The organism is Rhizobium pisi (assembly GCF_003938655.1).
In the GTDB taxonomy this organism is placed as follows: domain Bacteria; phylum Pseudomonadota; class Alphaproteobacteria; order Rhizobiales; family Rhizobiaceae; genus Rhizobium; species Rhizobium pisi.
Map to the genome: position 1 here is coordinate 280,565 of NZ_RJJT01000005.1, position 18,915 is coordinate 299,479.

The 18,915-nt window shown below is 63.5% G+C and carries 16 protein-coding genes and 1 pseudogene; 14 read left to right on the top strand and 3 right to left on the bottom strand.

Going from position 1 to position 18,915, the window contains the following annotated elements; translation table 11 throughout:
* Positions 1–6: 6 nt before the first annotated feature.
* Positions 7–264: pseudogene (locus EFD55_RS09315) on the top strand (transposase); the annotation flags it as partial.
* Between the two features lie 75 nt (positions 265–339).
* Here the strand turns inward: EFD55_RS09315 and EFD55_RS09320 are convergent.
* On the bottom strand, positions 340–1,197 hold the full coding sequence (locus EFD55_RS09320; protein WP_210276224.1) for a GNAT family N-acetyltransferase: 858 nt from the start codon (positions 1,195–1,197) through the stop codon (positions 340–342).
* Positions 1,198–1,561: 364 nt separating this feature from the next.
* On the opposite strand from EFD55_RS09320, the gene argE reads away from it, so the two are divergent.
* From argE to EFD55_RS09350, 6 genes are all read left to right on the top strand, one after another.
* The gene (gene argE, locus EFD55_RS09325) at positions 1,562–2,686 is read left to right on the top strand and encodes an acetylornithine deacetylase (protein WP_125844543.1); all 1,125 of its coding nucleotides are present in this window, start codon (positions 1,562–1,564) and stop codon (positions 2,684–2,686) included.
* 26 nt (positions 2,687–2,712) lie between these two features.
* The gene (locus tag EFD55_RS09330) at positions 2,713–3,636 is read left to right on the top strand and encodes a 2-hydroxyacid dehydrogenase (RefSeq protein ID WP_125844545.1); all 924 of its coding nucleotides are present in this window, start codon (positions 2,713–2,715) and stop codon (positions 3,634–3,636) included.
* A 25-nt stretch (positions 3,637–3,661) separates the two neighbouring features.
* Positions 3,662–4,018 (top strand): cupin domain-containing protein, encoded by a 357-nt coding sequence (locus tag EFD55_RS09335; RefSeq protein ID WP_125844547.1) that lies wholly within the window; start codon positions 3,662–3,664, stop codon positions 4,016–4,018.
* 126 nt (positions 4,019–4,144) lie between these two features.
* The gene (locus EFD55_RS09340) at positions 4,145–5,608 is read left to right on the top strand and encodes an aldehyde dehydrogenase family protein (RefSeq protein WP_125844549.1); all 1,464 of its coding nucleotides are present in this window, start codon (positions 4,145–4,147) and stop codon (positions 5,606–5,608) included.
* Positions 5,609–5,621: 13 nt separating this feature from the next.
* Positions 5,622–6,662: a tartrate dehydrogenase gene (locus tag EFD55_RS09345; protein WP_125844551.1), complete on the top strand. Its 1,041-nt coding sequence runs from the start codon at positions 5,622–5,624 to the stop codon at positions 6,660–6,662.
* A gap of 24 nt (positions 6,663–6,686) precedes the next feature.
* Complete coding sequence (locus tag EFD55_RS09350; protein ID WP_125844554.1) at positions 6,687–8,144, top strand: NAD-dependent succinate-semialdehyde dehydrogenase; 1,458 nt, start codon at positions 6,687–6,689, stop codon at positions 8,142–8,144.
* A 67-nt stretch (positions 8,145–8,211) separates the two neighbouring features.
* On the opposite strand, the gene EFD55_RS09355 is transcribed toward EFD55_RS09350, so the two are convergent.
* Both EFD55_RS09355 and EFD55_RS09360 read right to left on the bottom strand, forming a co-directional pair.
* The gene (locus tag EFD55_RS09355; protein WP_125844556.1) at positions 8,212–9,486 is read right to left on the bottom strand and encodes an NAD(P)/FAD-dependent oxidoreductase; all 1,275 of its coding nucleotides are present in this window, start codon (positions 9,484–9,486) and stop codon (positions 8,212–8,214) included.
* A 12-nt stretch (positions 9,487–9,498) separates the two neighbouring features.
* Positions 9,499–10,167 (bottom strand): haloacid dehalogenase type II, encoded by a 669-nt coding sequence (locus EFD55_RS09360; RefSeq protein WP_125844558.1) that lies wholly within the window; start codon positions 10,165–10,167, stop codon positions 9,499–9,501.
* Between the two features lie 316 nt (positions 10,168–10,483).
* On the opposite strand from EFD55_RS09360, the gene EFD55_RS09365 reads away from it, so the two are divergent.
* From EFD55_RS09365 to EFD55_RS09395, 7 genes are all read left to right on the top strand, one after another.
* The gene (locus EFD55_RS09365; protein WP_125844560.1) at positions 10,484–11,320 is read left to right on the top strand and encodes a GNAT family N-acetyltransferase; all 837 of its coding nucleotides are present in this window, start codon (positions 10,484–10,486) and stop codon (positions 11,318–11,320) included.
* Between the two features lie 14 nt (positions 11,321–11,334).
* Positions 11,335–12,711, top strand: a complete 1,377-nt coding sequence (locus EFD55_RS09370) for an aspartate aminotransferase family protein (protein ID WP_125844562.1) — start codon at positions 11,335–11,337, stop codon at positions 12,709–12,711.
* A 236-nt stretch (positions 12,712–12,947) separates the two neighbouring features.
* On the top strand, positions 12,948–13,661 hold the full coding sequence (locus tag EFD55_RS09375; protein WP_125844564.1) for an HAD-IA family hydrolase: 714 nt from the start codon (positions 12,948–12,950) through the stop codon (positions 13,659–13,661).
* Positions 13,662–13,739: 78 nt separating this feature from the next.
* Positions 13,740–15,350, top strand: a complete 1,611-nt coding sequence (locus EFD55_RS09380) for an ABC transporter substrate-binding protein (RefSeq protein ID WP_125844566.1) — start codon at positions 13,740–13,742, stop codon at positions 15,348–15,350.
* An 85-nt stretch (positions 15,351–15,435) separates the two neighbouring features.
* A complete protein-coding gene (locus EFD55_RS09385) occupies positions 15,436–16,386 on the top strand; it encodes an ABC transporter permease (protein ID WP_125844568.1) in 951 nt (316 codons plus the stop codon).
* A complete protein-coding gene (locus tag EFD55_RS09390) occupies positions 16,383–17,237 on the top strand; it encodes an ABC transporter permease (protein WP_125844570.1) in 855 nt (284 codons plus the stop codon). The genes EFD55_RS09385 and EFD55_RS09390 overlap by 4 nt, the downstream gene beginning before the upstream one ends.
* Entirely contained in the window at positions 17,237–18,892 is a 1,656-nt protein-coding gene (locus EFD55_RS09395; RefSeq protein ID WP_125844572.1) for an ABC transporter ATP-binding protein, read from the top strand. Before EFD55_RS09390 ends, EFD55_RS09395 begins: the two co-directional genes overlap by 1 nt.
* Positions 18,893–18,915 lie beyond the last annotated feature (23 nt).

Below are 18,915 nucleotides of genomic sequence, written 5' to 3' on the forward strand. Positions count from 1 at the left end.
ACGGTGATGGGCAAGAGAAAATTCGACGACGACCAGATTACGGGCATTCTGAAAGAGCACCAGGCCGGGGTGACGGTGGCGGACGTTTGCCACAGGTACGGCATCAGCGAGCCGACTTTCTATCGGTGGCAATCGCTGAAGTACGGAAATGTCGGCCTCTATGCCAGAAGGGTGAAAGCGCTGGAGGAAGAGAACCAGAAGCTCAAGAAGCTTTTGGCCGAAGCCATGCTCTCAGCGGCGACGCTGAGCGAGATGCTGGCGAAGACTTCCAAAGGGTGAAACCAGCCTTCCGGCTCTGTGTATCAGGAGCGCGGCTCGAAAAGTCGCACCGTGCCGGGGTCAGCCGAGCGCGTGTCCGGCCAATGCGTATATTTTCGGCGTGCCGGCGGTGTGGCGATCTCGGACTGCCAGCCACGGGCGGCCGCGCGACATGGTGGTGACGGTATCGAAAACGGAAAGGCCGCAACGGGAGAGGAAGTCGGAAAAGGCTCCGCTTTTTTCGCGCGTGTCGAGCCGCAGGAACTTGCCCGCGTGCTCGGCGACGTGCGGGCGGATGACGGCGATGGCGTCAGCGTCGCTGGCTGCCGCAACCGGGCCGATGACCTGCCCGCGGCCGAACCGTCGACAGAAGGAGAAGGCTTCGATTTTTCCGTTGCGGACTAACCCGAAGCCGCTGGACGAGGGAAGGATTCGGCTGAGAAGTGCGGTGCGATCGGCACCGAAGGCCTCTTTGTCCAAGGCGGCAATGGCCGCGAGATCGGAGATATCGAGCGCCCGAAGTTCGGCGCCGGGCGGTGTTTCCGCGGGAGGGGCAGAGATAGCCTCGCCCTGACATTGGGAGACGACGGCCTCGGTGGTGAAGTCGAGCGACCGATAAAGGCGCCGCGCTGCCCGCGTGGCATTGAGACCCAGATTGCACTGGGGAACCTGGGTAAGAACGTGGTCCATCAGCCATTGGCCGGCGCCCTGGGCCTGCAGGCGCGGTGAGGTGATGACGAGCCCGATTGTGGCGAAATCCTCGCCATAGGGAAACCACATGGCCGATCCCAAAACGCGCCCGACCTCGTCAAGCGCCACGACACCCTTGCCGAGTTCGCGCGCAAATTGCCAGTCGTCGGCGCGGTGCGGCCAGCCGACGCCGATCGACAGGGCATGCAACTGTTCGAGATCGACCGTATTGATGTCGGCGATGCGCATCTCGAAGCTGTCGACCAGTCTCGATTTCCCAGCGACCACGCGATTCCTCCAAAATTGATCCCCATGGCAACGCCGGCCAGGATAACATCCCGACGCCCCCTCCAACCAGATTAGGGGAAAGCGGTCAGCAGAAATCGCTGGTCAAACCCATTCCGGCGCAACAATCAACCAAATCGCCCTGGCTTTCGGCATCTAAAGCCTCGCGTCTTGGAAAAGATTCCAGTCGGCGGTGTCGCCATTCACTCAAGAGGTTGGGAATGTCTTCTCCCGTCAGCGTTGCACGCCGTTTCAGGACCGCGCCGGATGCTTCCGGTGTCGGTGGCCGTGTCGAGGTTACCGGGCCGGACATGCCAGGGGGATACACATGCACGTAGTCGAGATCCTCCGGAAGCTGGTCGGCTTTCCCTCCGTCGTCGGCACCTCCAATGACGCCATTGTCGGCTGGATCGATGCCCATCTCCGCGCCTTCGGCGTCGAAGCCCATATTCTTCCCGGTCCCGAGGGCGACCGGGCCAATCTCTTTGCCACCATCGGCCCCTCCGATAGGCCGGGCTACGTTCTCTCCGGCCATATGGATGTCGTTCCCGCCCATGAAGCGGGCTGGCGCACCGATCCCTTCGAGCTCAGAGCCGAAGATGAGCGGCTCTATGGCCGCGGCACCTCCGATATGAAAGGTTTCCTCGCCGCGGTCCTTGCCGCCGTTCCGGCGTTGACAGCGAGGCCGCTTGCCCGCCCGGTCCATCTCGCCTTTTCCTATGACGAGGAAGCCGGCTGCCGCGGTGTGCCCCACCTGCTTGCCCGGCTCCCCGATCTCTGCGCGCCGCCGCTCGGCGCGGTGATCGGCGAACCGAGCGGCATGCGGGCCATTCTCGCCCACAAAGGCAAGGCTGCTGCCCGCATCAACGTCAAGGGCCGCTCGGGCCATTCCTCCCGGCCCGATCTCGGGCTCAACGCCGTGCATGCCATGGCCGACGTGCTGAACGCGGCGATTGCAACGGCCGAGAATCTGGCTGAAGGCCCCTTCGACGACGCATTCGAACCGCCCTACTCATCTCTGCAGGCCGGAACCATCGTCGGCGGTCAGGCCGTCAACATCATTCCCGATCTCTGCACGCTGGAGGTCGAGGCGCGGGCGATATCCAGCATCGATCCCATCTCCCTGCTTGCCCGCTTGCGCGAGGCCGCGGAAGCACTGAGAGCGCGGGGTTTTGCCGTCGAATGGGAAATTCTCAGCGCCTATCCCGCTCTCTCGCTGCCGCCGACCGCAGCGCTCGCCGGCCTCCTGCGGGAGTTGACCGGCAAGGCGCCCCTTGCGGCCGTCAGCTACGGCACGGAGGCTGGCCTCTATCAGCGCGCGGGCGTGGATGCGATCATCTGCGGTCCGGGTGACATAGCGCGCGCCCACAAGCCCGACGAGTTCATTCTGGCGAGCGAGCTTGCCGCCTGCCAGGCGATGGTAGAGGCGCTCGCCGCCCGCTGCCGCGCCTGAGTTGCCGAGATCAAGGATTCCGGACGATGACCTTTCTCTTCAATTCCGACGCTCGCCGCGGCGCCGTCTTCCAGGAGATTTTCGCGCGCGAGCTGCCGGATCTGCCTTTCTCGATGGAGCCGGCGACCGTCGATCCCGATGCGGTGCGCTACCTGATCAGCTGGACGGTCCCTGCCGACCTCTCGCGGTACCGCAATCTCGAAGTGCTGTTTTCCATCGGCGCAGGCGTCGATCAGTTCCAGATTGCCGACGTGCCGGATCATGTGAAGGTGGTGCGCATGGTCGAGGAAGGCATCGTGCGCATGATGCAGGAATATGTGACGCTCGCGGTGCTGGCACTTCACCGCAACCTGCCCGCCTATCTCGGCCAGCAGCGCGAGCGGGTCTGGAAGGCTCTCCCCCAGCTTCAGGCTCCAGAGCGTCGCATCGGCGTTCTCGGCCTCGGCGTGCTTGGCCGTGCCGTGCTCGAGCGGTTGAAGCCTTTCGGGTTTCCGCTGTCGGGGTGGAGCCGCTCAATGCATGAGATCGAGGGAGTGATCTGCCATGCCGGAGATGCCGGGCTCGAAGCCATGCTTGCCGAGACCGACATTTTGGTCTGCCTTCTGCCGCTGACCGATGAAACCCGCGGCTTTCTCAACGCCGATCTGTTCGCCCGCCTGCCGCAGGGGGCGGCGATCGTTCATGCCGGCCGTGGGCCGCAGCTCGACCACGAGGCCCTGATTGCCGCTTTGGACGATGGGCATCTCTCCGGCGCGGTGATCGACGTCACCGATCCGGAACCGCTGCCGGCGGGCCACGCCTTCTGGAGCCACCCGCGCCTGTTTCTCACGCCCCACGTCGCAAGCGTCACCCAGCCTCATAGCGCTGCCCGCGCCGTCACCGAGAACATCAAGCGAATGCGCGCCGGCCTGGAGCCGATCGGATTGATCGACCGCCGTCGCGGTTACTGACCATTCAACCTCCAAAGGAAAAACCATGCCGCTTCTCAAGACCATCGACCCGAATCCTACCTCCGCGCCGCGCGAAAACCTGCCGCTGCCGGAGCGGCTGATCTCAGGCAATCCCGAGTTCAAGACCTGGGCGCAGGACGTTGCCCGCGGCGAGATGATCCATACCGGCATCTGGGAAGCCACTCCCGGCGTCACGCGCTCGATCAAGGGAGAGACCTTCGAATTCTGCCACATCCTGTCCGGTATCGTCGAAATCACGCCGGAGGGCGGCGATCCCGTCGTCTACAAGGCGGGCGACAGCTTCGTCATGAAGCCCGGTTTCATCGGTGTCTGGAAGACCATCGAGACGGTCCGCAAGATCTACGTCACCGTCATGGCCTGACGGCGCCAAACAATAAGCTGTCGGGCGGCGGCAGAACGGGTTTTTCCGCTGTCGCCCCCACTGCCATCGGATCAAGCTACTTCGACCGATCGGCTAGCCTTGCTCTCAGTGATGCGAGGTATTGCCATGACGCTGAGTTTCGATCCCGACAGCCTTTCCCTTCCCATCGGGCATCTCGTTGGAGATCGCCTCATGCCGGCGGAGGGCGTCATTCCCATGCATCGCCCGTCCGACGGCAATGCCTATGCCGATTGCCCTGTTGCTGGGGCAGATCTGGTCGACCAGGCCGTTCAATCGGCGAAATCAGCGCTCAAAGCCAGCAACTGGGGCGGCGTTCGCCCGCGGGAGCGCTTGAAGGTGCTGCACCGATGGGCCGACCTGATCGAGCAGGAGGCGCCTGATCTCGCAAGGCTGGAGGCGCTGTCGTCGACTCGTCCCGTCGGCCATCTGGTGGAAGGCGATATTGCGGTTTCGGCCGAGCAGATCCGCTTCTTCGCCGAGTTCGCCGACAAGGAAGGCAGCGATCTTGTGCCGACCGACGACGGCAATCTCGGCATGATCATGACGGAACCCTATGGCGTGGTCGGCGCAATCACGCCATGGAATTTTCCGGTATCGATGGCGGCATGGAAGCTCGGCCCGGCGCTCGCCGCCGGCAATGCCGTGGTTCTGAAGCCGTCCGAGATGACGCCCTTCTCGACCATACGCATGGCCGAACTCGCGCTTCGCGCAGGCCTGCCGGCCGGGCTGATCAATATCGTGCTGGGGGACGGCCCGGTCACTGGCACGGCAATAACCGGGCATCCCGACATCGCCAAGGTCAGCTTCACCGGCTCCACGCGGGCGGGATCGGCGATCATGGAAAACATCGCGCGGACCGGCATCAAGCCGATGACGCTGGAGCTTGGCGGCAAGAGCCCGCAGCTCGTCTTTGCCGATGCTGACATCGGCAAGGCGGCCGCCGCGATTGCCGCCGGCATCATGAGCAATGCCGGCCAGGCCTGTGTCGCCGGCTCCCGTCTCATCGTTGAGGAGGCCGCTGCCGGCCCGCTCGTCGAGGCGATCGTTGCCCGGATGAAGACCGCTATTGCCGCGCCCACCTGGGATGGGGCTGCGCAATACTCCCCGATCATTTCCGAAAGGCAGCAGCATCGCATCCATGCGATCGTTTCGGCGGCGGTCGAGGCCGGCGGCGAATGCCTGACCGGCGGCACGCCGATGGATGCTCGGGGGTTTTTCTACAGCCCAACCCTCATCGCCGGGATCGACAGGAATTCGCCTGCTATCACCGAAGAGATTTTCGGCCCCGTGCTTACGCTGCAGACATTCCGGGACGAGGAAGAGGCGCTCCTGCTGGCCGACCATCCGACCTACGGTCTGGCGGCGGGCCTCTTCACCCGAGACCTGTCGCGGGCGATCCGGCTCACCCGGCGCCTGCAGGCCGGAACGGTCTGGGTCAATCGCTACAACCGCTCGCGCGATCACATCCTTCCCACCGGCGGCTACAAGCAGTCGGGCATCGGCAAGGATCTCGGCCGCGAGGCCTATCATGCCAACCGCAAGAGCAAGAGCGTCTTGATCAGCCTTTGAGGAGGATATCGCCATGACAACCTACCGGATCGCTCTCATCCCCGGCGACGGCATCGGGCGCGATGTCACCGCCGCCGCCTGGTCGGTGCTGCAGAAGGCGGCCGATAAGGCCGGCTTTACGCTCGACGGCCAGGAGTTCCCCTGGTCCTGCGCCTTCTACAAGCAAACCGGCACGATGATGCCGGCCGACGGCATCGAGACGCTGCGCGGCTTCGACGCCATCCTGCTCGGCGCTGTGGGATGGCCGGCGGAGGTACCGGATTCGGTCTCGCTGCATGGCCTGCTGCTGCCGATCCGCAAGAGCTTCGTGCAATATGCCAATATCCGCCCCCATCGACTGCTTCCGGGCGTCAAGGGACCGCTGAGGTCCGAAGGCTTCGACATTCTCTGCATCCGCGAAAACACCGAGGGCGAATATTCCGGCGCCGGCGGCCGTGTCCATCAGGGCACGGCGGACGAGGTTGCTGTGGAGACGTCGATCTTCACCCGCACCGGCGTCGAGCGCATCCTGCGCTTCGCATTCGAACAGGCGCGCGCCCGCCGCGGCAAGCTCGCCTCGGTGACGAAATCGAACGCGCAGAAATTTTCGATGGTCTTCTGGGACGAGGTCACCCGCAAGCTTGCCGGCGAATATGCCGATGTCGAGGTGACGAGCTACCACATCGATGCCATGGCGGCCCGCATGGTGATGGCGCCGGAAAGCCTCGACGTGGTCGTCGCCTCCAATCTCTTCGGCGATATCCTCACCGATCTCGGCGCCGCCATTCAGGGCGGGCTGGGCTTTGCCGCCTCGGCCAACATCAATCCGGATCGCAGCACGCCGTCGATGTTCGAACCCGTGCACGGATCGGCCCCGGACATTGCCCATCAGGGCATTGCCAATCCCATCGCCGCCATCTGGTCCGGCGCCATGATGCTCGACCATCTCGGCGAGAAGGCCGCGGCTGCCGCCATCATGGCCGCGATCGAACGAACGACTGCCGATGACGTCGGAACGATCCAGGGCAAGGACAGGACCGAGGCGATAACCGCCGCCATTCTCGCTCAGCTTTGATTTTCTTCACCAGGGGATAGATAGATGCAGAACTTGAAGGAAGCCGGCCTCTTCCGGCAACAGGCACTTGTTGGCGGAAAGTGGATTCCGGCCTCTTCCGGCAACAGCGTCGACGTCATCGATCCGGCTACCCAAACGGTCATCGGGACGGTGCCCGACATGGGCGCGGCCGAAACGCGCGCCGCTATCGAGGCCGCGCAAGCAGCCTATGGCCCGTGGAAGAAGAGGACGCATGCCGAGCGCGCCGCGCTCCTGGAGGCCTGGCACGCCCTGATGATCGAACATATCGAGGATCTCTCGCTGATCCTGACCACCGAACAGGGCAAGCCGCTCGATGAAGCGCGCGGTGAAATCCGCTACGGCGCTTCCTTCGTGAAATGGTTTGCCGAGGAAGCCCGCCGCATCGGCGGCCACACCATCCCCTCGCCGACGCCTGATCGTCGCATCGTCGTCCTGAAGGAGCCGGTCGGCGTCTGCGGCATCATCACGCCCTGGAACTTCCCCAATGCGATGATTACCCGCAAGGTGGCGCCGGCTCTTGCCGCCGGCTGCACCGTCGTCATCAAGCCCTCCGAGTTCACGCCCTATTCGGCGCTCGCCATCGGCTGGCTTGCCGAAAAGGCCGGCATTCCGGCCGGTGTGATCAACATCGTCACCGGCTTGCCCGACGGGATCGGCGACGAAATCATGGCCAACGAGACGGTTCGCAAGATTTCCTTCACCGGCTCGACCCGCGTCGGCTCGCTGCTGATGCGCGGTGCGGCCGACAGCGTGAAGCGGCTTTCCCTGGAACTCGGCGGCAATGCTCCTTTCATCGTCTTCGACGATGCTGACATAGACGCCGCCGTCGAGGGCGCGATCGCCTCGAAATTCCGCAACGGCGGCCAGACCTGCGTCTGCGCCAACCGCATTCTCGTCCAAACAGGCGTCTATGACGCCTTCGCCGAAAAGCTCGCGGCCCGGGTCGACAGGATGAAGGTCGGCCCGGGCACGGAAGCAGGCGTTGCGATCGGGCCGATGATCAACGAAGCGGCGATCGCCAAGATCAATCGCCATGTCGAGGATGCGCTCGCCAAGGGTGCTGCGATCGTCACCAGAAGGGCGGAGCTGCCGCCCGGCCGGCAATATACCGCGCCCCTGGTGCTCACCGGCGCCACCACCGAAATGCAGCTCGCCAGCGAAGAGACGTTCGGCCCGGTCGCACCACTCTTCCGCTTCGAGCGCGAGGAAGAGGCGCTGGCGATCGCCAACGGCACGCCCTACGGCCTTGCCGCCTATTTCTATACCGAGAGCCTGAAGCGCGCATGGCGGGTCGGCGAAGCGCTTGAGTTCGGCATGATCGGCCTCAATACCGGGGCCATCTCGACCGAGGTCGCCCCTTTCGGCGGCGTCAAGCAGTCGGGGCTTGGCCGCGAAGGCGCACAGGCCGGCATCGAGGAATATCTGGAAATAAAGTCCTTCCATATCGGCGGGCTCGCCTGAACAGGAAAAGTCGAGGGGTTGCTTTTCGCAACCCCTCGATCCCCAGATGGAGAACGACGCAGCCGGCTTACCGGATCTTGTCGAGCATCTTGTAATAGAGCCCGACGAGCGGCAGGAACCAGGGCTTGCCGAAGTGGCCGGGAACCGCGGGCCATTCCAGTCCCTTGAGCGGATTATGGTCCGGGCGGCCGAGGATCGCGTCGGCGATCGTCATTCCGAGATGGGTGGAGAGCTGCGCCCCATGGCCGGAATAGCCCATCGCATACCAGGCGCCGTCCTGGTATCCGGCGCGGGGGTATCGGTCCTTGGTCATGTCGACCAGCCCGCCCCAGCAATAGTCGATCCCGACATCGGCAAGCTGCGGAAAGATCCGGCTGAGGCTGTCATGCAGGATCGCGCCGCTTTTGGCATCGGAGCGCTGATCCGAGGTGGCCGAGAAGCGCGCCCTCCCCCCGAAGATCAGCCGGTTATCAGGCGCCAGGCGCCAGTAGTTGCCGATGTTCATCGAGTTGACGCAGGTGCGGTTACCGGGCATCGTTGCCGCGATTTCCGTTTCCGTCAGCGGCCGCGTGGCGATGATGAAGCTGCCGACCGCGATGATGCGGCGGCGGAAATAACCGAAATTGGGTGTCGTATAGGCTCCCGTGGCGATCAGCACCTGATCCGCCGTCACGACGCCTTTTGCCGTCTTCAGTACATGTTTGCCGTCCACCTGGCGATGGTCGGTGACGCCAGCCTTTTCGACGATCGTTGCACCATGGCGCCTGGCGGCCTCCGCCAGTCCGACGACATAGCGCCCCATATGCATCATGGCGCTCTTTTTCGACAGCATCGCCCCATGAAAGGCCGCGCCGACCTCGCTTCTCAGGTCGCTCGCCGACAACAGGGCCGTCTCGGCATCCACCTCCGCGTGGACAGCCTCGAAATTGCGGGCGATCGCATCGTAGTGCTGCGGCTTGGATGCGAGCTTCAACTTTCCGGCGCGGCGGAAATTGCACTCGATCCCCTCCTCGGCGATGATCGCCTCGATGGTGTCGATCGAGGCATCGAACGCCTTGTAGAGCGCGATGGCGCGCTCCTTGCCGAGCTCGGCCTTGGCGGCAAGGAAACTGTGGGCAAGGCCGTTGTTGAGATGGCCGCCGTTGCGCCCCGAGGCTCCCCAGCCGACCGTTTCGGCTTCCAGCACGATGACGCGGACACCCGCCTTGGCGAGCTGGCGCGCCGCGGCAAGCCCGGTAAAGCCGGCGCCGACGACCGCAATGTCATAGTGACCTTCCAAAGGCCCTTGAGCCGCATTGGCAAAGGCCGGGGCCGTATCGTGCCAGTAGGATTGGAGCTTCATCGCCTGACTCCCTCAGAGCCCGACGACGCCGGGCAAGCCCGAAATATCGGCGATTTCGACATAGCCGTAATAGGGGTTGGCAGGCTCGTGGCCGCGATTGACCCACACCTTGTTCTTGATCCCGAGGTCATGGGCCGACATCAGGTCGTAGCGGAAGGACGACGAGCAATGCAGAATGTCCTCAGGGCCGCAGCCCAGCATGTCGAACATGTATTCGAAGGCTTGGAAGCGCGGTTTGTAGGCATTGGCCTGCTCAGCGGTATAGACCGCATGGAAGGGCGCCCCGAGCTTTTCGACGTTCGACATGATCTGCGCGTTCATGGCGTTGGAAAGGATCACCAGCGGGATTTCCTTGGCGACTTTTGCAAGGCCCGCGGGAACGTCGGCATGCGGTCCCCAGCTCGGCACGCGCTCATAGACCATCCGTGCGGCTTCCTCGCGGAATATTATGCCGTTGCGCTTGCAGGCCCGCTCGAGGGAATTGTGCACCACCTCGTTATAGGGCTTCCAGTCGCCCAGGATCTCGTCGAGACGATAGGCGGCGAAGTTCCTGATGAACTCCACCATATGAGGTTCGCTCAGCTGCTCGCCATAGAGATCGCGGGCGGCTTCGGCCATTTGGAAGTTCGTCAGCGTGCCGTAGCAGTCGAAGGTGATGTATTTCGGACGGAAGTGAGCCATGAGGGTGTCCTGAATGTTCCAGCTGTTGCGCCTGCCTTCATCATAGGCCGCGGTCCAGCGGTCCGCTCGACTGAAATCCGGACCGCCGAAGCAGAATGTTTCGTATCCTGAGCCGGCTTTGGCAGAAGGTTGCGTGCGGCCGATGCCGCCATGGCTCGTTTTGGCGGAGAGGTTTGTGAAGTCACAGCGCCTGCCAGCATAAGATGCGGCGGGCCATCCGGGCAACGCTATAAGATACTGCCGGGAGCGGCGCCTTCAGACGATCTGCCGGTCGATCCTGCACCACACTTGCCGGCAAGAGATGAAGGACATCGCAATGCAGACAAGTCAGATCGATCTCGTGGCATTCGGCTCCGAACACCTGGAGGCCGCAGTGCAGCTCTCCCGGCAGGCGGGCTGGCCGCACCGGCTGGAGGATTGGCAGATGGCCTTTATCCTGAGCAAAGGCGCCGTTGCGATCGAAGGAGGCCGCGTCGTCGGAACCGTTCTGACGACGAGCTACGGGGCCGACTGCGCCGCCATCAACATGGTGATCGTCGACGAATCCATGCGTGGGCGCGGCCTTGGCCGCAAGCTGATGGATGCCGCATTGGAGATCGCGGGCAGCCGCCCCCTCCGGCTGGTTGCGACCGAGCAAGGTTTGCCGCTCTATGAAAAACTCGGCTTCCAGAAGACGGGCGCCATCCGCCAGCACCAGGGCGTGGCGGGAGAGATTGCCGCTTCGCCGGGGACGGAAGCGGCGACCGAAGGCGACATGGATGCAATCATCGAACTGGACCGCAGCGCCTTCGGCGCCAATCGCGGGCGGTTGCTCTCCTACCTCGCGGCATCAGGCGAATTTGCGGTGATGCGCCGGAACGGCCGCGTTTGCGGCTTCGCCGCGCTTCGGGCTTTCGGCCGCGGCGAGGTCATCGGTCCCGTCGTCGCCGCCGGCCTCGACGATGCCAAAGCCCTTGTCGCCCACTTCATCGCCCGGCGCCCCGGGCAGTTTTTGCGGGTCGATACAACAGTCGATACCGGGCTTGCGCCCTGGCTTGCCGCACAGGGTCTTGCCCATGTCGGAGGCGGGATCGCCATGGCAAAGCCGCCAATCCCTCGCGGCGCCGATCCGGCGGCCACGACTTTCGCCCTCGTCAATCAGGCCCTCGGCTGAGGCAGGAGACATCAATGTACAGCAATTCTCTCATCGAGCTCGACCGCGCCCATCTCATTCATCCCGTTGCCTCCTATCGCGGTCATGAAGCGCAGGGCGTGCGGGTTCTCGCCTCGGCCAAGGGGGCGACGGTGACCGACGCTTATGGCCGCCAGCTGATCGACGGCTTCGCCGGCCTCTGGTGCGTCAATGCCGGCTATGGTCACGAATCGATCGTCGAGGCCGCAACGCGCCAGATGCGTGAGCTGCCTTATGCGACAGCCTATTTCGGCCTGGGTTCCGAACCCGCGATCCGCCTTGCCGCCGAGCTCGCCGAGCGCGCGCCCGGAGATCTGAACCATATCTATTTCACGCTCGGCGGTTCCGACGCCGTCGACAGCACGATCCGCTTCATCCGCTATTACTGGATCGCCCGCGGAAAGCCGCGGCGCGACCAGTTCATTTCGCTGGAGCAGGGCTATCACGGTTCCTCGACGGTCGGAGCGGGATTGACCGCGCTGCCGAACTTCCACGCCGGCTTCGGCATTCCTTTCGACTGGCAGCACAAGATTCCGTCGCCCTACCCTTATCGCAATCCCGCCGGCGACGATCCGAAATGGATCATCGCGGCATCGCTTGCCGCGCTCCGCGCCAAGGTCGAGGCGATCGGCGCCGACCGCGTCGCCGCCTTCTATGTCGAGCCGATCCAGGGGTCGGGCGGCGTCATCGTGCCGCCCAAGGGCTGGCTGAAGGCCATGCGCGACCTATGCCGCGAGCTCGACATTCTGTTCGTCGCCGACGAGGTGATCACCGGCTTCGGCCGTACCGGCCCGCTGTTTGCCTGCTCGGAGGAGGATATCGTTCCCGACTTCATGACGACAGCCAAGGGGTTGACCTCGGGCTATGTGCCGATGGGCGCAGTCTTCATGGCCGACCACGTCTACCAGACGATCGCCGAGGGCGCGGGCGCTTCTGCGGTCGGTCACGGCTATACCTATTCCGCCCATCCGGTCAGCGCCGCCGTCGCCCTCGAAGTGCTGAAGCTTTATGAGGGCGGCCTGCTGGAGAATGGCGTCAAGGCAGGCGCCCGATTGATGGCGGGCCTCGAGGCGATGCGAGATCACCCCCTGGTCGGCGACGTGCGCGGACGCGGCATGCTGGCCGCCATCGAACTCGTGACCGACAAGACGGCCCGCACGCCGCTTCCCGCCGAGGCGCAGCCTGCCCGGCGCATTTTCGATCGCGCCTGGGAGAACGGCCTGGTGATCCGCGCCTTCGCCAACGGCGTTCTCGGCTATGCCCCGCCGCTCTGCTGCACCGATGCCGACATCGACGCGATCCTCGAGAAAACCGCCAAGACGCTCGACCAGACATTGGAGGATCCCGACGTCAGGCGGGCGCTGAGGGATTGAACCGCAGCCGGCGAAATACCGCCGGATGCCGATATTCGGAATTTTGTGCCGCATCACGGCGTCTATTCGGCGCAAACGATGCGGAGAAGGTGCCAAACTCCAAGTGAAGAGAAGCCACGGACCCACAGAAATTGGGGGCTTCATCATAAGGACCCGGGCCAAGCCGGGCCGGGAACGACATAAATTTTGCGAAGCGCAGCAGTCCATGCCGCTTCGCCTGACACTGGGGACACGAAATGACGAAGTCTCTGCCTGAATTCAAATATATGAGTTTCGACGTCGTCGGAACGCTGATCGATTTCGAGAGCGGCCTCACGTCCTGCCTTCAGGAGATCGCGGCCGAAGCCGGCGTGACGATCGACGGCGAAGAAGCGCTGACGCTTTATCGCGCCGCCCGCTACAGCGAAGATGCCTCTCTCTTCCCTGACGATCTCGTGCGCGTCTATCTCGCAATCGCGCCCGATCTCGGCCTGCCGGTCGATAAGCGCTATGGCGAGCGCCTGCGCGATTCCGCCAGAACCTGGAAGGCATTTCCCGACAGCGCGGCGGCGATGGAGCGGCTTGCCCGCGACTACCGCTTGATTGCCATGACGAATGCCCGCCGCTGGGCGTTCGACTGTTTTTCCGCCGAACTCGGCAACCCGTTCCACGCCGCCTTTACGGCTGACGACACCGGCACGGAAAAGCCGGATCCGGCCTTCTTCGAGAGCGTCTTCGATTTCGTGGCCGGCGAAGGCGCGTCCAAAAGCGATATTCTGCATGTGGCCCAGAGCCAGTATCATGACATCGGCGTCTCACGCGCGCTCGGCATGACCAATTGCTGGATCGAGCGCCGCCATGCGCAGAAGGGATATGGCGGCACCATCGAACCCGCCGAATTCACCGAACCCGACTACCACTTTGCATCCATGGCCGGCCTTGCCGAGGCCGTGGCCGCAGCGCGGAGCTGATCCGCGGGAAGACCCGACCAGGGCCAAGCCCGCGTGGAGACGGGCAGCCCCCAACCAGACGACAAAAAGGGGAATGACATGACCGATAAAATCACCAACTGGACTGCGTCGGATGACGCAAAGATCGAAAACGCCATCCGCCGCGGAGCAACCCGGCGGGAGCTTCTGCAGATGATGCTGGCAGGCGGTGTCGCGATGTCGGCCGGCGGCCTGATCCTCGGCCGCGCCTCACAGGCGGTCGCGGCGACGCCGGTTGCCGGCGGCGCCCTCAAGGCGGCCGGCTGGTCGTCCTCGACGGCCGACACGCTCGACCCGGCGAAGGCCTCGCTCTCGACCGACTATGTGCGCTGCTGCTCCTTCTACAATCGCCTGACCTTCCTCGATAAGTCGGGCACGCCGCAGATGGAGCTTGCCGAGGCGATTGAATCCAAGGATGCCAAAGTCTGGACCGTCAAGCTGCGCAGCGGCGTGACCTTCCATGACGGAAAGCCCTTGACCGCTGATGACGTCGTCTTCTCGCTGAAGCGTCACCTCGATCCGGCTGTTGGTTCCAAGGTCGCCAAGATCGCAGCACAGATCACCGACGTAAAAGCGGTCGACAAACAGACCGCTGAGATCACGCTCGCCAATCCGAACGCCGACCTGCCGACGATCCTGTCGATGCACCACTTCATGATCGTCGCTGCCGGCACCACCGATTTTTCCAAGGCCAACGGCACCGGCGCCTTCGTCAGGGAAGTATTCGAGCCTGGCGTGCGCTCGGTCGGCATCAAGAACAAGAACTACTGGAAATCCGGCCCGAACGTCGATTCCTTCGAATATTTCGCGATCAGCGACGACAATGCCCGCGTCAACGCGCTGCTGTCGGGCGACATCCATCTTGCCGCCTCGATCAATCCGCGCTCGATGCGTCTGGTCGAGAGCCAGGGCGCCGGCTTCGTGCTGTCGAAGACGACATCAGGCAATTATACCAATCTCAACATCCGCCTCGACATGGAGCCGGGCAGCAAGCAGTCCTTCATCGAAGGCATGAAATATCTCGTCAATCGCGAGCAGATTGTAAAGTCGGCGCTGCGGGGCCTGGGTGAAGTCGGCAACGACCAGCCGGTTTCTCCGGTCAACTTCTATCGCGACGCCAATCTCAAGCCGAAATCCTTCGACCCCGACAAGGCGAAGTTCCTGTTCCAGAAGGCCGGCGTCCTCGGACAGTCGATCCCGATGATCGCGTCGGAAGCGGCCAACTCCTCGATCGACATGGCCATGATCATCCAGGCCTCGGGTGCGGAGATCGGCATGAAGCTCGACGTCCAGCGGGTTCCGTCGGACGGTTACTGGGACAATTACTGGCTCAAGGCGCCTGTTCATTTCGGCAACATCAATCCGCGCCCGACGCCCGACATTCTGTTCTCGCTGCTCTACGCCTCGGACGCGCCCTGGAACGAAAGCCAGTACAAGTCCGAGAAATTCGACAAGATGCTGCTGGAGGCGCGCGGCCTGCTCGACCAGGAGAAGCGCAAAGCCATCTATAACGAGATGCAGGGCATGATCGCCGACCAGGCCGGCACGATCATTCCGGCTTATCTCTCCAACGTCGACGCGACCTCCGCCAAGCTCAAAGGCCTGGAACCCAGCCCGCTCGGCGGCCAGATGGGTTACGCCTTCGCGGAATATGTCTGGCTCGAAGCCTGATAAAGAGAGCAGCCGGGGACGAAAATTGTCCCCGGCCCGCTTTCCCCCGCGTTATATTAGTCTCAATGCCAAAGGGAGCGCGCGCGTGAACAAAGAGGTGCTGTCTCTCATATCGAGCCGGTTGCTCATCGCCCTGATCACCCTGATGATCGTCTCCTTCGCCGTGTTTTTCGCCACGACGATGCTGCCGGGCGACACGGCGACGATCCTTCTCGGGCAGGCGGCAACACCCGAAGCCGTCGAAGGCCTGCGCAAGGCCATGCATCTGGACCAGCCGGCTTTCCTGCGGTTCCTCAGCTGGCTTTTCGGCCTGCTCTCGGGCGATCTCGGCACGTCCTATGCCAACGACATGCCGATCAGCCAGCTGATCGGCGGCCGCTTCGTCAACACGCTGAAACTCGCCGGCGTGACCGCGCTGTTCTCAGTGCCGATCGCGCTGACGCTCGGTATCACCGCCGCCATGCTGCGCGGCTCCGTTTACGACCGGATTGTGACCGTCGTGACCATCGGCGTGATATCAGTGCCCGAGTTTATGGTGGCGACCTCGGCGGTGCTGATTTTCGCCGTCTATCTCCGCTGGCTGCCGGCGCTGTCGCTTGCCAATGAAGTCCACTCCTTTGCCGATATGCTGCGCGTCTACGCCATGCCCGTCATTACGCTCACCTTCGTCGTTTCGGCGCAGATGATCCGCATGACGCGCGCCGCCGTCGTCGAGACCCTGAACACGCCCTATGTCGAGATGGCTCTTCTAAAAGGTGCGTCGCGAACCCGCATCGTTCTGCGGCACGCCCTTCCCAATGCCCTCGGTCCGATCGTCAACGCGATCGCCCTGTCGCTGTCCTATCTCCTCGGCGGGGTGATCATCGTCGAGACCATCTTCAACTATCCCGGCATCGCCAAACTAATGGTCGATGCGGTGGCTACACGCGACCTGCCGCTGATCCAGAGCTGCGCGATGATCTTCTGCCTCGGCTACCTGATCCTGATCACGCTTGCCGACATTGTCGCCATTCTTTCCAATCCGAGGCTGCGATGACATCCCATATCGAACAACGTCCCGCCGTGACACGCCGGCCCGGCTACCGCTTCAATCTCGTCGGGCTGCTCGGGCTTGCCGTCATTCTCGTCTGGGCCTTCATCGCGATTTTCGCGCCTTTGCTGATCCCCTACCCCGTCGGCGAGATCGTCGATACCGATTATTTCGGCCCGATGTCCCAGCAGTTCTGGATGGGGTCGGATTATCTCGGCCGCGATGTCTTCTCGCGCATCCTGATGGGCGCGCGCTATACGGTCGGCATCTCGCTGGCGGCGGTGACCATCGCCTGCTTCAGCGGCGTCGTGCTCGGAATGATCGCGGCCGTCGCCGGAGGCTGGCTCGATACGCTGCTCTCCCGCTTCCTCGATGCGCTGAATTCCATCCCGGGCAAGCTCTTCGGTCTCGTCGTGGTCGCTGCCGTCGGTTCGTCGATCCCGGTGCTGATTCTGACGCTTTCGGTGATCTACATACCGGGGTCCTACCGGTTCGCCCGGGCGCTTGCCGTCAACGTCAACTCCATGGACTTCATCACTGTCGCCCGCATCCGCGGCGAAAACACGCTGTATCTCATCCGCTCGGAAATCCTGCCCAACATCGTGGGTCCGGTGCTTGCCGATCTTGGGCTCCGCTTCGTCTTCATCGTCCTCCTGCTCTCCGGCCTTTCCTTCCTGGGGCTCGGCGTGCAGCCACCCTATGCGGACTGGGGGGCGCTCGTGCGTGAAAACATCGGCGGCCTGCCTTTCGGGGCTCCCGCCGTCATGTTCCCGTCGCTTGCGATCGCGAGCCTCACGATCAGCGTGAACCTCTTGATCGACAATCTGCCGCAGAAAATTCGAGATCGGAGCGAATGATGGCCAATCTCGTCGAAATCCGCGACCTCAGGGTCGAAGCCACCACCGATTCCGGCCGTCGCGTCGAAATCATCCGGGGCGTCAGCCTCGACATCGCCGAGGGCGAGATCGTCGCGCTGATCGGCGAAAGCGGCTCCGGCAAGACGACCATCGCGCTAAGCCTGATGGGACATTCCAGGCCGGGCTGTCGCATTTCCGGCGGTAGCGTTTCGCTTGCCGGCAAGGATATGGTCCGGCTCGGCGAAAAGCAGCGCGCCAGGTTGCGTGGCACCGAGGTCGCCTATGTGCCGCAATCGGCCGCCGCCGCCTTCAACCCCGCCATCACAATCATGGATCAGGTGATCGAGGTCACGCGCATCCACAGGCTGATGCCGGCCGAGGAGGCGAGAAGTCGGGCGGTCGAACTCTTCCGGACGCTTTCCCTGCCCGAACCGGAGATCATCGGCACACGCTACCCCCACCAGGTTTCCGGCGGCCAGCTGCAGCGCCTTTCGGCGGCCATGGCCCTGATCGGCGACCCGAAGCTGATGATCTTCGACGAGCCGACGACGGCGCTCGACGTGACGACGCAGATCGAAGTGCTGCGCGCCTTCAAATCGGCCATGAAGAAAGGCGGTATATCAGGCGTCTACGTCTCGCACGACCTTGCCGTCGTCGCCCAGATCGCCGACCGCATCGTCGTGCTGAAGGGCGGCGAGGTCCAGGAAACCGGCACGACGGAAGAAATCCTGACCGCGGCGAAACATCCCTATACCCGCGAACTGCTTGCCGCTTTCGAGCCGAAGGCCCGCAATCCCGAAGCCGATGGCAAGGCAGCGCCGGCGCCGCTCTTGACGATCGAAGACGTCATCGCCGGTTACGGCCGGCGCCAGGCCGATGGCCGGCCTCTGGTCTGCGCCGTCCAGCAGGTGAGCCTCAAGGTCGAGAAAGGGCGCAATCTCGGCATCATCGGCGAATCCGGCTGCGGCAAATCCACCCTTGCCCGCACCATCGCCGGCATCCTGCCCGCCGCCTTCGGCAAGATCGTCTTCGATGGCAAGGAACTCGGCCACAGCGCCCGCGAACGCTCGCGCGATCAGCTGCGCGAGATGCAGATCGTCTTTCAATATGCCGATACGGCGCTCAATCCGGCAAAATCGGTCGAGGACATACTCGACCGGCCGCTCGTCTTCTACCACGGCATGCCGGCCAAGGCGCGCAGCGCGCGCATCGACGAATTGATGGACATGGTCCGCCTGCCGCGCAGCCTTCGCCATCGCCGGCCGGCAGAGCTTTCAGGCGGACAGAAGCAGCGCGTGAATTTCGCCCGGGCACTTGCCGCCGATCCGAAACTGATCCTGTGCGACGAGATTACCTCGGCTCTCGACACCGTGGTCGCCGCCGCCGTGATCGATCTCCTCAAGGAATTGCAGCGGGAGCTCGGCCTCTCCTACATCTTCATCAGCCACGATCTTTCGGTGGTGGAGGCGATCTGCGACGAGATCGTCGTGATGTATGACGGCAGGAAGGTCGAGGAAATCACGCCCGCGAAGATCAGGGCGGCCCAGCACCCCTACTCCCAGCTGCTCTTCTCCTCGGTGCCGAAGCTCGATCCAGCCTGGCTCGACGGGTTGACGCAGGATCCGGAGCTGGTGCGCGCCTACAGCAGGGGGTAAGACACAGCCCCCAGCACTGTGAG